The sequence below is a fragment of the Streptomyces sp. NPDC014734 genome (genome assembly GCF_043083325.1).
GTDB lineage: Bacteria > Actinomycetota > Actinomycetes > Streptomycetales > Streptomycetaceae > Streptomyces.
In genome coordinates, this window is record NZ_JBIBYN010000002.1 from 33,314 (window position 1) to 47,385 (window position 14,072).

Genomic DNA, 14,072 nt, shown 5'->3' on the forward strand with positions numbered 1-14,072 from the left:
CAACGACGGACGGTCGTTGTCCCGACGGAAACCACCGGACGAACGGTCATCACGACGCTGGAAACCACGGTCCCCACCACGGTCGTCACGACGGTCACCACCGCGGTCGTCGCGACGGTCACGGTTGAACGACGGACGGTCGTTGTCCCGACGGAAACCACCGGACGAACGGTCATCACGACGCTGGAAACCACGGTCCCCGCCACGGTCGTCACGACGGTCGTTGCCACCGCGGTATCCACCGCGGTCGCCGCCGCGGTTGTCGCGGCGCTCGAAGTTTCCGCGGTCGTCGCGGCGGTCGTCCCGGGCCGCGGGCTGCTCGGGCACGGAGACGGCGGCCTCGACCGCGGCCTCCGCCTCGGCGACAACCTCGGCGACGGCGACCTCGGGGTCCTCGCCACGCTCACGCGCGGCACGGGCGACGAGACGGTCCGCCTCCTCGCGCAGCTCACCGGCGCGACGCTGGACGCGCTCCAGCTGCTTGGTCAGCTCGGCGACCTCGCGCTCGGCCTGCTTGGCGGCGTTGGCGGCGGAGTCGGCCTGGACCTCGGTCAGCGAACGGGCGCCGGTGATCTCGGCGACCTCCGGGTCGAAGGCACCCGCGCCGCCCACGATGTGACGGGAGGCGTCGACGCCCGCGTCCTCCATGAGGCGGAAGATCTGACGGCGCTGGTGCGGCAGCGCCAGCGAGACCACGACACCGGACTTGCCGGCGCGGGCGGTACGGCCCGAGCGGTGCAGGTAGTCCTTGTGGTCACCGGCCGGGTCCACGTTCAGCACCAGGTCGATCCCGTCGACGTGAATGCCTCGGGCGGCGACGTCGGTCGCGACGAGCGCGTTGACGTAACCGTCCTTGAAGTCGGCGAGCACCCGGGTACGGGCGCCCTGCGTCATGCCGCCGTGCAGCGCGTCCGCCTTGACGCCCGCCTCGACGAGCTGCTCGGCGATGCGGTCGGCCCCCAGCTGGGTGCGGACGAAGATGATGGTGCGGCCCTTGCGGGCGGCGATGGCGGAGGTGACCGGCGCCTTGTCCTTCGGCTTCACGACGAGGACGTGGTGCGTCATGGTCGTGACGTTGCCCTGGGCACTGTCGACCTCGTGGCTCACCGGGTTGTCCAGGTAGCGCTTGACCAGCGTGCCGATCTCGTTCTCCATCGTCGCGGAGAAGAGCATGCGCTGGCCGCCGGCCGGAACCTGGTCGAGCAGCTCGGTGACCTCGGGCAGGAAGCCCAGGTCGGACATCTGGTCGGCCTCGTCGAGGACGGCGACCTGGACGTTCTCCAGGGAGCAGGCGCCCCGGTTGATGATGTCGCGCAGTCGGCCCGGGGTGGCGACGAGGATGTCGACACCACGCTCCAGCGCGTAGATCTGGTTGCCCATCGACGTACCGCCGCAGACGACCTTCATCCTCAGGCCGAGCACGTCGCCGTACGGCTGAAGGGCGTCCGCCACCTGCATGGCGAGCTCACGGGTCGGGGTGAGGATGACCGCGCGGGGCTTCTTCTTCTCGGTGTGGCCGTCGGCAAGGGCGGCCAGGGTCGGCAGACCGAAGGAGAGCGTCTTGCCGGAGCCGGTACGGCCGCGGCCCAGGATGTCCTTGCCGGCCAGGGCGTCCGGGATGGTCGCGGCCTGGATCGGGAAGGGCTCGGTCACACCGTTCTGCGCGAGCTTGCGGACGATGCCGTCGGGCAGCCCCAGATCGCCGAAGGTGACCTTCGGCTCGGCCTTCTCCTCGGCCTCGGCCTCTTCGTCGGTGGAGACGGAGTCGGTCCGCTCCCCGCGAGGGGCGTCGTCCTTCACGGAGTCGCCGAGGTCCGCGGCGGACGTGGACCCGGTGGAGGACGTGGGGTCGGTGGACTCCACGGACCTCGTCGGCTCGGCCACGACGGTTGCCGCGACCTCGACCAGCTCGTCGTTCTCGGACATGACGGTGCGGTCAGAACTGGAAATTGACATGCGAAATGCGAAACCTTCCGGAGTCTCGGCACGCGCCCGTAACTCCGTGATTCGCAATTTCGACCGCCTCAATGCGGTCCAGCCACGGCAAGGGAGAGTACGCGCCACACGGCGCGCTTCTGTTTCGGCGCCGGGCAATGGGATCAAACGATCTACCACCATACGCACTCACCCCCACCTTGCGCAAACCGGCCCCACCCGGCCGCTGGTCTCCCCCCGATCAAGCGGGCTCCACCTGCGGCGATGCCTCCGGTGTCCGCAGCGCCGCCGGACCGCCCGGCAGGCTCATCGCGTAGGCGCGGAACTCGGCCGCGGGCGAGGCGGACGGCTGCGGTGACGGGCCCGCGGGCCCCTCGGGATCCGGGGAGGCCGGGGGCTCGGGGGCGGGCGGCTCGGACGGCGACGGCGACTCGGGCCGCTGCGGAGTCCCCGGGCCCGGCTCCACGGCCGAGGGCTCCGGCCTCCCGCCGCCGTGTCCCGGGCCCGGGACACCCGGCTCCGCCGGCTCGCCCGCCTCGCCGTGTTCCGTCCGGGGATGCGCCTCGGACGGAACCGAGGACGCCTTCGACTCACCGGGGTCGGGGGACTCGGCCGCCTCCCGTTCGGAGTGCGCCTCGGCACGGCCGCCGCCCGACCGGACGGTGCCCGTGCCGGACACGGTGCCTCCGTCCGGTACGGCCGCGCTCCCCCTCGGCTCGGCCGTCGGCGTCCTCGGCGGTTTGTCGCCGTCGTCGCCGACGCTCATGCAGCCTGCGGACGCGGCGGCCGTCACTGCGACGACGGCCGCCCATCGGACGGGAACGGACAACTGGCGCACGGACAGCACCTCCGGGGCACGGGGAGAGGCGAAGCGGGGAAGCGACGTGATGACGTACCCAACTCCCGTTGCCCCGCCGGGGACACGCCCGATCCGGTCCGCGCGCCTCCAGCGCCGCCCTCCGCTCCCGCTCACGCCCCCGGCTCTCCCGGGCAGATCTCCCCCGGCGAACCGGCGGACCGGCGGACCGGAAGGCCGGCGAACTGGCGGACCGGCGGACCGGGGGACCACCAGAAGGACCGGAGTACCGGCGCGGGATCATCCGTAGCCGAGTGCGTGCAGCCTCTCGTCGTCGATGCCGAAGTGGTGGGCTATCTCGTGAACGACCGTGATCTCGGTCTCCGCGACGACGTCCTCGCGCGACTCGCACATCCGCAGTGTCGGCCCGCGGTAGATGGTGATCCGGTCCGGCAGCACCCCCGCGTACCACTCGCCGCGCTCGGTCAGCGGCGTTCCTTCGTACAGGCCGAGCAGTTCCGGATCGGCTGGATCCGGTTCGTCCTCGACGAACACCGCGACGTTGTCCATCAGCCGTGTCAGTTCCGGCGGAATCCGGTCCAACGCCTCGGCGACCAGTTCCTCGAACTCCTCGCGCGTCATCTCCAGCACCCCGCCATTGTCCCGTACGCCCGCCCGGGCCGCCCCGGGCCGCCCCGATGCGAACGAACGGCCCGAACACCCCTCCGCCGACCTCGCCGTAAACCGTTTTGGCGATACCCGCCGCCATCCCATATGCTTCTCACGTCCCCGACGCGCTGGAAAGCGCGCAGGTGGGCCCTTAGCCCTCATCGTCTAGTGGCCCAGGACGCCGCCCTTTCAAGGCGGTAGCACGGGTTCGAATCCCGTTGGGGGCACGCTTTACCGTGTGCGAGACTTGTCTCGCACATTAGCTTGGTCCTGTGGAGCAGTTTGGAGTGCTCGCCACCCTGTCAAGGTGGAGGCCGCGGGTTCAAATCCCGTCAGGACCGCTGCAGCCCTTGTGAGCTGCGTGGCTGGGTAGCTCAGTTGGTACGAGCGATCGCCTGAAAAGCGATAGGTCGCCGGTTCGATCCCGGCCCCAGCCACCACCCGAAGGCCCCGTCCGGTGGACGGGGCCTTCGTCGTATCAGGTCTCTTCCCGGTCCACCGCGTTCGCATCGGCGACGACGGCGGTGTCCGCCGCATCGTTCGAACCGTGCGGAGCGCTCTGGCCGTTCGGGGCGTTCGAACCGCTCCCACCGGGCGTGCCCCTGCCACGCCACGCCCGTACCGCCAGGACCAGCAGCACCACCGCGACCACGGCCACCAGGGCCGTCGCGTCCGGCACGTGCTCCCCGACCCGCTGGGCCCACTGCTCGACGGCGAACGATTCGTCCACGCCCAGCAACCCGGGCAGCGCGGTCGTCCCGTCGTACACCAGGAACAGGACACCGAGTCCGATGAAGAAGAGCCCGGACAGCAGCGTCGTGGTGTGCAGTTCGAAACGGCCGAGCCGGAAGGCACGGCCGCGCAGCCAGGCGCGGCGGCCCAGGTCGAAGCGTTCCCAGAGCAGGGCGAGAAGGAAGAGCGGGACCGCCATGCCCAGGGCGTAGACGGCGAGCAGCAGTCCGCCGTAGACCGGGCTGCCGCTGACCGCGGCCACGGTGAGGACGCTGCCGAGGATGGGCCCCGCGCAGAAACCGGCCAGTCCGTATACCGCGCCCAGCGCGTACACCGACACGGCGGTGGTCGGGCGGATCCGGCCGCTGAGGGCGGCGATCCGGCGCGAGGCGAAGCCCAGGCCGACGATCTGCGCGATGCCCAGCGCGATGATCAGCCATCCCGCGCCGAGGACGAGCGCGTCGCGGTGGCTGTAGAAGAGCCGTCCGGCGTACGAGCCGGCGGCGCCGAGCGGGACCAGGGTGGTGGCGAGGCCCGCGTAGAAGATGCCGGTGCGGGCCAGAAGGCGCGAGGTGGAGTCGATGGAGTACGCGAAGAAGGCCGGCAGCAACAGGGCACTGCACGGACTGACCAGGGCGAGCAGGCCTCCGAGGAAGGCCGCGAAGTAGCCGATGTCAGCCGTCATTTCGGGCCGCCCCTGCGCCGTCGGACTTGCTGCCGTCCGGCTCGGCACCATCGGCCGCGGTGCCGGCCCCGGGGCCGGCCTTCCCGGTTCCGGTGCCGGTTTCGCCCTTGCCGGCGCCGGCCGTTCCGGTGCCGTTCCTCGCGTCCTCGGTGGCCCGGGCCTTCTCCGCCGCCGTCTCGATGGCCCGGGTGAAGGTGTCCGTCGACTGGGCCCCCGCGATCGGGCGGCCGTTGATCAGGAACGACGGGGTGGAGGTCGCTCCGATGCCGTACCCCTGTTCCTGGTCCTTGCTCACCGCGGCGGAGGCGGCCGGGCTGTCCGCGTCACGGACGAACCGGTCGAGGTCCGCGACGCCGGCCTGCTGGGCGAGCTCCTTCAGCCGGGCCTTGCCGAACCCCTTCTCCTTGGCCCCGTCGGCGTACGCGGCACGGTGGAACTGCCAGAAGCGGCCCTGTTGTCCGGCCGCCCACGCCGCCCGGGCGGCGGCTTCCGATTCGGCGCCGAAGATCGGGAAGTTGCGCCATTCGATGCGCAGGGTGCCGTTGTCGACGTACTTCTTCACCAGGGCGGGCTCGGTGTCGCGGGCGAACTTGCCGCAGTAGCCGCACTTGAAATCGGCGTACTCGATGAGGACGACGGGCGCGTCCGCCCGGCCCTGGGCGAGCGCGTCACCGGCGTCGCGGCGGGCGAGCTTCTCCAGCTCGGGGTAGACACCGGCGTCCGGTTCCGCCGTGACGTCGGCGGCCGACGAGGAGGCGGACGACGAGGAGCCCGAGTGGTCGGGGGCGGTGGCCCGGTAGGAGACGAAACCGAGCGCCGCCGCGGCGAGCACGACTCCGGCCCCGTACAGCAACGGCTTCCTGGACGACGGCGTGCGCGACGACGCCCCGGACGCGGGAACGGATGTGGCGGTGCGCTTGGGCTTGGACGTGGCCGTGGGCTTGGGCTTGGGCTTGGGCTTGGACATGCGGGACTCCGTACTGGTGGTGCGGAAGAAGGAAGGAGAAGGGGTGAGGACAGCCGGTCGGGCAGCCTCTACACCCTCAGTACGGAGAGCTCCGTCAGACTGGGCGCGGCGGCCGCCGGGCCCCGCGGTTCCATCCGGACGGGCGGGTGGAACAGGGCCGGTCCGGTGACGGCGGGCAGCCCCCACCCGGCGAGACCGGGTGCCTGGTCGTGGGCCGTACGGGCCCGTCCCGGCAGGGCGGGCTCGCCGTCCTCGTGCTTCCTGCTCTTGCCGCAGCCCGGGACCGAGTGCGGGTCCGGGGCTGTGGCCAGGGCCGGGACCGGGACGTAATGCCGTACCGCCGTCAGGGCCGGGGCCTGGACGTCCGGCCGCACGGTGTCGGCCGCGGTGGCCCCGTCGGCCACTCCAGCCGCACCGGACCTTTCAGCCCCGTCAGCCCTGTCAGCCCCGTTGACCGCACCGGGCCTTTCAGTCCCGTCAGTCCCGTCAGCCCCGTTGACCGCACCGGGTCTTTCAGTCCCGTCAGTCCCGTCAGTCCCGTCAGTCCCGTCAGTCCCGGCGGACGGTCCGATGGGACCCTCGCTCGCGAACGCCACCGCCGTCGCACGCGCACCACCGGCCGACCCCATCGTCCCCGGTCCGCAGAACAGCCCCAGCACCACCCCGAGCACCGCCAGCAGGCAGCACCACTGCGTACGGGACACGGACACGGCGACCGGCCTTCCGGGAAAGGAGCGGCGGACAGGGACGGCGGACAGGGCAACAAACGGTGCAACGAGAACGGTGCGACAAGCGGGACAACGGGTGGGCGACAAGTGGAACGGACGAGCCCGGCCAACGGCGGGCGACGAACCTGGTGCTGCGGACGGACGACGGTTGGCCGGCTGCCCGAAATGGTACGTGCTGTGATCCCGCGCATCCGTGCGGTGCCTCCGGAGTGACCCGGACCGCACGAAATGGGTTCGCCGTTCCTCGGGCCCGGGTGAGATCCTGGGGTCCGTATGTCTACTTCCTTCGCCGATCTCCAGTCCCGGCTCGAAGAGCTCTCGCTCCGTGATGCGCACCGGCTCGGCCGCCGCCTCGAAGGGGCGCGCCGCATCCGCAAGCCCGAGGCCCGGCAGGCCGTACTGGACGAGATCGCCACCGAGGCCGGAAGGGCCGCCGAGCGACTCGCGCTGCGCGCCGAGCGGGTGCCCGCCGTGTCGTATCCGGAACAGCTCCCGGTCAGTCAGAAGAAGGACGAGATCCTGGAGGCGATACGCGACCACCAGGTCGTGATCGTCGCCGGGGAGACGGGCTCGGGCAAGACCACGCAGATCCCGAAGATCTGCATGGAGCTGGGGCGCGGCGTCCGGGGCATGATCGGGCACACCCAGCCGCGCCGGATCGCGGCCCGCACGGTCGCGGAACGCGTCGCCGAGGAGCTGAACACGCCGCTGGGCGAGACGGTCGGCTGGAAGGTCCGCTTCACCGACCAGGTGAACCCCGACGCGACGTTCGTGAAGCTGATGACGGACGGCATCCTGCTCGCCGAGATCCAGACGGACCGCGAGCTGCGCGCCTATGACACGATCATCATCGACGAGGCCCACGAGCGTTCGCTGAACATCGACTTCCTGCTCGGCTACCTGGCGCGGCTGCTGCCCCGGCGACCGGACCTGAAGGTCGTCATCACCTCGGCGACGATCGATCCCGAGCGGTTCGCCCGCCACTTCGGCGAGGCCCCGATCGTCGAGGTCAGCGGGCGCACGTACCCGGTGGAGGTGCGCTACCGCCCGCTGCTGGAGGAGGACGGCGACGACGCCGACCGGGACCAGATCACCGCGATCTGCGACGCCGTCGACGAGCTCCACTCCGAGGGCCCCGGCGACGTCCTGGTCTTCCTCTCCGGCGAGCGCGAGATCCGCGACACCGCGGACGCGCTGAACAAGAGGAACCTCCGCCACACCGAGGTACTCCCCCTCTACGCCCGTCTCTCGCACGCCGAGCAGCACCGTGTCTTCCAGCGCCACACCGGTCGGCGGATCGTGCTGGCGACGAACGTCGCCGAGACCTCGCTGACCGTCCCCGGCATCAAGTACGTGATCGACCCCGGCACCGCCCGGATCTCCCGCTACAGCCACCGCACCAAGGTCCAGCGACTGCCGATCGAGCCGGTCTCGCAGGCCAGCGCCAACCAGCGCAAGGGCCGCTGCGGCCGTACCTCGGACGGCATCTGCATCCGTCTGTACTCCGAGGACGACTTCCTGACCCGTCCGGAGTTCACCGACCCCGAGATCCTGCGGACCAACCTCGCCTCCGTCATCCTCCAGATGACCGCGGCCGGCCTCGGTGACATCGAGAAGTTCCCCTTCATCGACCCGCCGGACCACCGCAACATCCGCGACGGCATCCAGCTCCTCCAGGAGCTCGGCGCTCTGGAGCGGGGCGACCAGCGCTCTCCCGACGGGCATCCCGGCGAGCAGCCGGAGGAAGGCGTCGGCGAGAGGCCCGCGGAGGGCGCCGGGGAGAGGCCCCGGGACAGGTCCGGGAAGAGACCCGCGGAGAAGTCCGCCGGCGGGCCCGCCGGGAAGAAGGGGCAGCGGCTCACCCCGCTCGGCCGGAAGCTCTCTCAGCTTCCCGTCGACCCGCGCCTGGCCCGCATGGTCATCGAGGCCGAGCGCAACGGCTGCGTCCGCGAGGTCATGGTCATCGCCGCCGCGCTCTCCATCCAGGACCCGCGCGAGCGGCCCTCCGAGAAGCAGACCCAGGCCGACCAGCAGCACGCCCGTTTCAAGGACGAGACCTCCGACTTCCTGGCCTTCCTGAACCTGTGGCGGTACATCCGCGAACAGCAGAAGGAGCGCGGCTCCTCCAGCTTCCGCCGGATGTGCAAGCAGGAGTACCTGAACTTCCTGCGCATCCGCGAATGGCAGGACATCTACGCGCAGCTGCGCACGGTCGCCAAGCAGATGGGCATCGAGGTCAAGGAGTCCTCGGCGGACACGGACGTGCCCGAGCAGTCGGTGCACGTCTCGCTGCTGTCCGGGCTGCTCTCGCACATCGGTCTGAAGGACACGGACAAGAACGAGTACCTGGGCGCCCGCAGCGCCAAGTTCGCGATCTTCCCCGGGTCGGCGCTCTTCAAGAAGCAGCCGCGGTTCGTGATGTCGGCCGAGCTGGTCGAGACGTCACGGCTGTGGGCCCGGGTCAACGCCAAGGTCGAGCCGGAGTGGATCGAGCCGCTGGCCCAGCACCTGCTGAAGCGCACCTACAGCGAGCCGCACTGGGAGAAGGACCAGGCGGCGGTGATGGCGTTCGAGCGCGTCACGCTGTACGGGGTTCCGATCGTCGCCCAGCGCAAGATCAATTTCGGCCGTATCGACGCCGAGACCTCCCGCGACCTGTTCATCCGCAACGCCCTTGTCGAGGGCGACTGGCGGACGCACCACCAGTTCTTCCACGACAACCGCAAGCTGCTCGGCGAGGTCGAGGAGCTGGAGCACCGCGCCCGGCGCCGCGACATCCTCGTGGACGACGAGACCCTCTTCGACTTCTACGACCAGCGCATCCCCGCGCACGTGGTCTCCGGTGCGCACTTCGACTCCTGGTGGAAGCACAAGCGCCGGGACGAGCCGGACGCGCTGGACTTCGAGCGCTCGATGCTCATCAACGAGAAGGCCGGGGCCGTCACCAAGGACGACTACCCGGACTCCTGGCGGCAGGGGCAGCTCAAGTTCCGGGTGACGTACCAGTTCGAGCCCGGTGCCGACGCGGACGGCGTGACCGTCCACATTCCGCTCCAGGTGCTCAACCAGGTCACCGACGAGGGCTTCGACTGGCAGATCCCGGGCCTGCGCGAGGACGTGGTCACCGAGCTGATCCGGTCGCTCCCCAAGCCGATACGCCGGCACTACGTCCCCGCGCCGAACTACGCGGAGAAGTTCCTGGACCGGGCGGTCCCGTCCGCCTCCGGCGGCCCGGTGCCACCGCAGGAACCGCTGACGGTCACGCTGGCGCGCGAGCTCCAGCGGATGGTCGGCGTGCCGGTCACCGCGGCCGACTTCGACCTGAGCCGCATCCCGGACCACCTGCGGATCACCTTCCGGATCGTCGACGAACGGCGCCGCAAGGTGGCCGAGGACAAGGACCTGGAGGCGCTGAGGCTCCAACTCCGCCCCAGGGCCCGTCAGGCGCTCTCCAAGGCCGCCGCGGCCGGTGCGGGCCCCTCGGGCGAGTCCATCGAGCGTTCGGGCCTCACGGACTGGACGATCGGCACACTGAACCGGGTCTTCGAGACGCGGCGGGCCGGACAGCCGGTGAAGGCCTATCCGGCCCTGGTGGACCAGGGCGACAGCGTCGCCGTTCGCCTCTTCGACACCGAGGCCGAGCAGCAGCGGGCGATGTGGCTCGGCACCCGGAAACTGATCATGCTGAACGTGCCGGTGAACCCGGCGAAGTTCGCCTCCGACAAGCTGACGAACCAGCAGAAGCTCGCGCTGTCCCGCAATCCGCACGGCTCCATCCAGGCGCTCTTCGAGGACTGCGCCACTGCCGCCGCCGACCGGCTGATCGGCGCACACGGCGGCCCCGCCTGGGACGAGGAGTCGTTCCGGAAGCTGTACGACAAGGTCCGCGCCGACCTGGTGGCGCTGACCGAGCACGCGGTCAAGCAGGTGCAGCAGGTGCTGGCCGCCTGGCAGTCCTGCGAGCGGCGGCTGAAGGCGACCAACAGCCTGGTTCTGGTGGACAACGTCACCGATGTGCGCGACCAGCTCGCGGCCCTGATGCCGTCGGGCTTCGTCACGTCCACCGGGCTGCGCAGGCTGCCCGACCTGATGCGCTATCTGGTCGCCGCGGACCGCAGGCTCCAGCAGATGCCGACGGCCGCCCAGCGGGACACCACGCGCATGGAGAAGGTCCACGAGATGCAGGACGAGTACGCCTGGCTGCTGGAACAGCTGCCGCAGGGCAGGCCCGTTCCGCAGGAGGTCCTGGACATCCGCTGGATGATCGAGGAGCTCCGGGTCAGCTACTTCGCCCACGCCCTGGGAACGGCATACCCGGTCTCCGACAAGCGCATCGTGAAGGCGATCGACGCCGCGGCACCCTGAATCGGGGGCGCCCCGCGGCCTTCCCGGGGCTCTCCGGGGCCTCCTCGGCGGGCGTTGGGCGCGTGACGGTGCGGCCACCTTCGGTGAAGTCGACCGCACCCTCCGACCTGCTGTACAGTCTGTCTTCGCAGCCAGCCGCAAGGCGAAGCAGCGAAAACCTGGTCCTGTGGAGCAGTTTGGAGTGCTCGCCACCCTGTCAAGGTGGAGGCCGCGGGTTCAAATCCCGTCAGGACCGCAGTGAAGAAAGCCCGGATCCAATGGATCCGGGCTTTCGCGCGTCTCGGCCCGAAGCAACCGCCGACGCGCGAGCGGGCGACAACGCGCGAACTCCGCCACCAGCAGCAGCACGCGGCAAGCGGCGCACAGCAAGCGGCAGCGGCGCACGGGAACCGGCACCCGACCTCCGCCACGCGGCAGTCGGGCGGACACTCGCCCGGTACGCCGTCAGCGGGCCGCGCCCGTCCACGACGAGGGCCGCACGCCCCTTTCCCCTCGCCGGGCAGGCGACCCGCACGCCCGGCCGCCGCCGCACGACCGACCGGCCGCCGCCGCACGACCGACCGGCCGCCGCCGCACGACCGACCGACCGACCGACCGACCGACCGGCGAACGGCAACCACCGCGGACGGCAACCGCCTCCGCCGGCCGCCCCCGTGCCCGGCGACCGCCGTTCCGGACCGCCGCGCCGCCTTTTGCCACGGCCCCGCCCCCGCTCCCCACGAGGGCGACCCGCCATCGACCCGCAGGAACCCCCAGGGACCCCGCTCCGGGGGCGCCCACGGGCCACGGAGCGCTTCGACGCCCCGAAACCGTCCGCCGCGCGCACGAGGCGTCAGAGAGGCGCCCAGGACCTCCGGGGGGCAACCGTCCGGGAAGCGAGGCAGGGACGAAAGTCCCTTGCCCGAGTGACCAACGGCGCACCATTCCGTGTTCCGCGAGTGGCAGGGTCGTACTTGGCAAGACTCGAACCGTGTGACGGGAGTCACTGAAGAAGTTTTATGAAGTGGTGACTTTACACCCTTCCTACAACTGGCGAATTTAATATGTGCAATTGCACCACCCTGACGGGAGCACCGAAGGAGGACCGCGAACGCGGTGCGGAATCCACTCGGGAGCTGGTGCGGGATACCCCGGCCTTCCGGATCCCTCCCCCCGGGACAGCGCGGAACGATTCCGTCCGGATAGGGTGAGCCACCCCGGACGGAGCCGCCGGAGCCAACCGGACGCCCGGTTTCCAACGCTCCTCCGGACCCCCGGGACAGCGCACGAAAAAGCGCGCTCCCGCCCCGGTGGAGGACCTCGGGGCGGGAGCGCGTCAAAACAAGATCGTGCCGGACCCGGCGGAGTGCGGCACGATCGCACGACGTACCCGTATCGCACAGGTGCGGCGCCCGTTGGGGCAGGCGCCCGTCATGTGGAGCTATGGGTGGGCATGTGCGGGTTGGGGGACCCAAAAGCCCAGTTGTTGCGCGACGACAGGGGTGTCAGGCCTCGCTGCGCTGCTGCGGAATACCCGCAAGTAGTGCGCGGACCTCTGCCTCGCGATACCGGCGGTGTCCACCGAGTGTGCGGATGGACGTGAGCTTGCCCGCCTTTGCCCAGCGGGTAACCGTCTTCGGGTCCACGCGGAACATCGTGGCAACCTCAGCCGGGGTCAGCAGCGGCTCGGCATCAGGTGTGCGAGCGGTCATGAGCGGCCTCCTCGGGAGAACCGAACCATCTCGGTTCTTTCCTCTAAATTCTGCACCTTGACCCACGTTGCCCGAAATGGCGGACGCGGGCCGAGTCGGTTATAGGACGAACGGCTTGTCCTCGGCACTACAACTACACCATCCGTCCAGCCACGTCGGCCAAACCGATGGAATTGCCCTCCCAGGTGTTCATCAGCGACGGAAGCCGATGGACCATGCCATAGCGGACAGTCACACCGCCGTGACGATCAGTCACAGAGCGATCAGGAGTCACCAGACCCCCCATAGCGTGCAATACTGAGCAATCCGCCCTTAGTTGGACGGATGGAGTCCTCCCGGGACTCCTTGTCCTATTTTGGCACGAGGAGTAGGGAACGGCGCAAGAGCCCCGTTAGTGCTATCCGTCACGCTTGAGGCAAAGGCCCGGTTCGGGACGTAGGTCCTGTCGCCTTCTGGAGTACGCTTCCGCCTCTTCATTCCCACGTGTCGCACAGCACACGGGTTCAGAATTCCCACGTGTCGCATCAGCACACGGGGTCTGACGCGAACAAGACCCCGGTCAGTTCGCGAACTGACGGTCTCTTACCGCCCGCCAGCGCTCCGCCAGCCGACCGTACGCCTCACTCGCCCGGTCGGCGTCCCCGGCCCGCAGCGCCTCCAGCCCCTCGGCCACGTCGGCGGCCGAACGGTCGGCGGCGAGCCGCTCCGCCGGCAGCGCGTGCACCAGGCCGGCGTAGTCGAGTTCCACCAGTGCCCTCGGGTGGAACTCCTCCAGCCAACGCCCCACCTCCACGAGCCCCTCGGTCAGCGGGCCCTCGTCCACCGACTCGCGCAGCGTCCGCAGGCCCCGCGCCAGTCGGCGCCGGGCCTGGACCATCGGCGTCCGGTAACGCAGCACCGGCGGCCCGCCCTCCCCGCCCGCCTCCGCGAACTCCCGCTCCTCGTCGGAGAAGAGCACGAACCAGCGCACCGGAACCTGCCACAGCGCGGTGATGATCCAGGGCCTCGCGTCCGGATTGCGCTCCGCCCACCGCTCGTGGTCCGCGAGTACCTGGCCGCGCACCACCGGAGGCAGCACCGCGTCGAGCACCGCTCCGGGGAACATCTCCGCCAGCCCGTCCAGGGCCAGCCAGCCGCGCAGCCTCGTCCGCCACGGGCAGACACACGTCACGCCGTCCGCCTCGGCGACGAACGCGTCCCCGCTCTCGTGCGCCGGCACCGCGACCGGTGGCGTGGCCACCAGGTCCGCGAGCGAACGGCGCAGTTCGTCCTGGGCCGTGGGCAGGTGCGGGCGCCCGGCGTAACGGGCCCAGTGGCTCCGTTCCGGCTCCGGGAAGGCGGCGAGCGGTTCGTACACCCGGAGGTAGGACGCGTAGGGGACGAGCAGCGAAGACACCACCGACATGCAGCGAATCGTGTCATGCCCCTACGCCGCCGGGGGGTGATCCTCGGCACCCGGCCGGATCTACCTCCGCGTAGGACTTACGCTCATGCCGTCGGACCC

At 70.5% G+C, this 14,072-nt stretch carries 9 protein-coding genes and 4 tRNA genes; 5 read left to right on the plus strand and 8 right to left on the minus strand.

What is annotated here, in order from left to right:
• The 3 genes from ACF1CT_RS04080 to ACF1CT_RS04090 all read right to left on the minus strand — a co-directional run.
• On the minus strand, positions 1–1,926 hold a 1,926-nt coding region (locus ACF1CT_RS04080; RefSeq protein ID WP_391782199.1), incomplete at its 3' end, for a DEAD/DEAH box helicase.
• A 250-nt stretch (positions 1,927–2,176) separates the two neighbouring features.
• Positions 2,177–2,773, minus strand: a complete 597-nt coding sequence (locus ACF1CT_RS04085) for a hypothetical protein (protein ID WP_391782200.1) — start codon at positions 2,771–2,773, stop codon at positions 2,177–2,179.
• 258 nt (positions 2,774–3,031) lie between these two features.
• The gene (locus tag ACF1CT_RS04090; protein ID WP_351517974.1) at positions 3,032–3,382 is read right to left on the minus strand and encodes a metallopeptidase family protein; all 351 of its coding nucleotides are present in this window, start codon (positions 3,380–3,382) and stop codon (positions 3,032–3,034) included.
• 172 nt (positions 3,383–3,554) lie between these two features.
• On the opposite strand from ACF1CT_RS04090, the gene ACF1CT_RS04095 reads away from it, so the two are divergent.
• From ACF1CT_RS04095 to ACF1CT_RS04105, 3 genes are all read left to right on the plus strand, one after another.
• Positions 3,555–3,627, plus strand: a tRNA-Glu gene (locus tag ACF1CT_RS04095).
• Positions 3,628–3,666: 39 nt separating this feature from the next.
• Positions 3,667–3,741, plus strand: a tRNA-Asp gene (locus ACF1CT_RS04100).
• A gap of 22 nt (positions 3,742–3,763) precedes the next feature.
• A tRNA-Phe gene (locus ACF1CT_RS04105) sits at positions 3,764–3,840 on the plus strand.
• Between the two features lie 38 nt (positions 3,841–3,878).
• Here the strand turns inward: ACF1CT_RS04105 and ACF1CT_RS04110 are convergent.
• The 3 genes from ACF1CT_RS04110 to ACF1CT_RS04120 form a co-directional block, all read right to left on the minus strand.
• Entirely contained in the window at positions 3,879–4,817 is a 939-nt protein-coding gene (locus ACF1CT_RS04110; RefSeq protein WP_391782201.1) for a cytochrome c biogenesis CcdA family protein, read from the minus strand.
• Entirely contained in the window at positions 4,807–5,784 is a 978-nt protein-coding gene (locus ACF1CT_RS04115) for a DsbA family protein (protein ID WP_391782202.1), read from the minus strand. The genes ACF1CT_RS04110 and ACF1CT_RS04115 overlap by 11 nt, the downstream gene beginning before the upstream one ends.
• A gap of 68 nt (positions 5,785–5,852) precedes the next feature.
• Positions 5,853–6,188: a hypothetical protein gene (locus tag ACF1CT_RS04120; RefSeq protein WP_391782203.1), complete on the minus strand. Its 336-nt coding sequence runs from the start codon at positions 6,186–6,188 to the stop codon at positions 5,853–5,855.
• A 597-nt stretch (positions 6,189–6,785) separates the two neighbouring features.
• On the opposite strand from ACF1CT_RS04120, the gene hrpA reads away from it, so the two are divergent.
• Positions 6,786–10,877: an ATP-dependent RNA helicase HrpA gene (hrpA, locus tag ACF1CT_RS04125; RefSeq protein WP_391782204.1), complete on the plus strand. Its 4,092-nt coding sequence runs from the start codon at positions 6,786–6,788 to the stop codon at positions 10,875–10,877.
• 160 nt (positions 10,878–11,037) lie between these two features.
• Positions 11,038–11,112: transfer RNA gene (locus ACF1CT_RS04130), tRNA-Asp, on the plus strand.
• A gap of 1,249 nt (positions 11,113–12,361) precedes the next feature.
• Here the strand turns inward: ACF1CT_RS04130 and bldC are convergent.
• Positions 12,362–12,568 carry a developmental transcriptional regulator BldC gene (gene bldC, locus ACF1CT_RS04135; protein WP_003949541.1) on the minus strand — a complete coding sequence of 69 codons (207 nt, stop codon included), beginning with the start codon at positions 12,566–12,568 and terminating at the stop codon, positions 12,362–12,364.
• A gap of 559 nt (positions 12,569–13,127) precedes the next feature.
• Positions 13,128–13,973 carry a hypothetical protein gene (locus tag ACF1CT_RS04140; RefSeq protein ID WP_391782205.1) on the minus strand — a complete coding sequence of 282 codons (846 nt, stop codon included), beginning with the start codon at positions 13,971–13,973 and terminating at the stop codon, positions 13,128–13,130.
• Positions 13,974–14,072 lie beyond the last annotated feature (99 nt).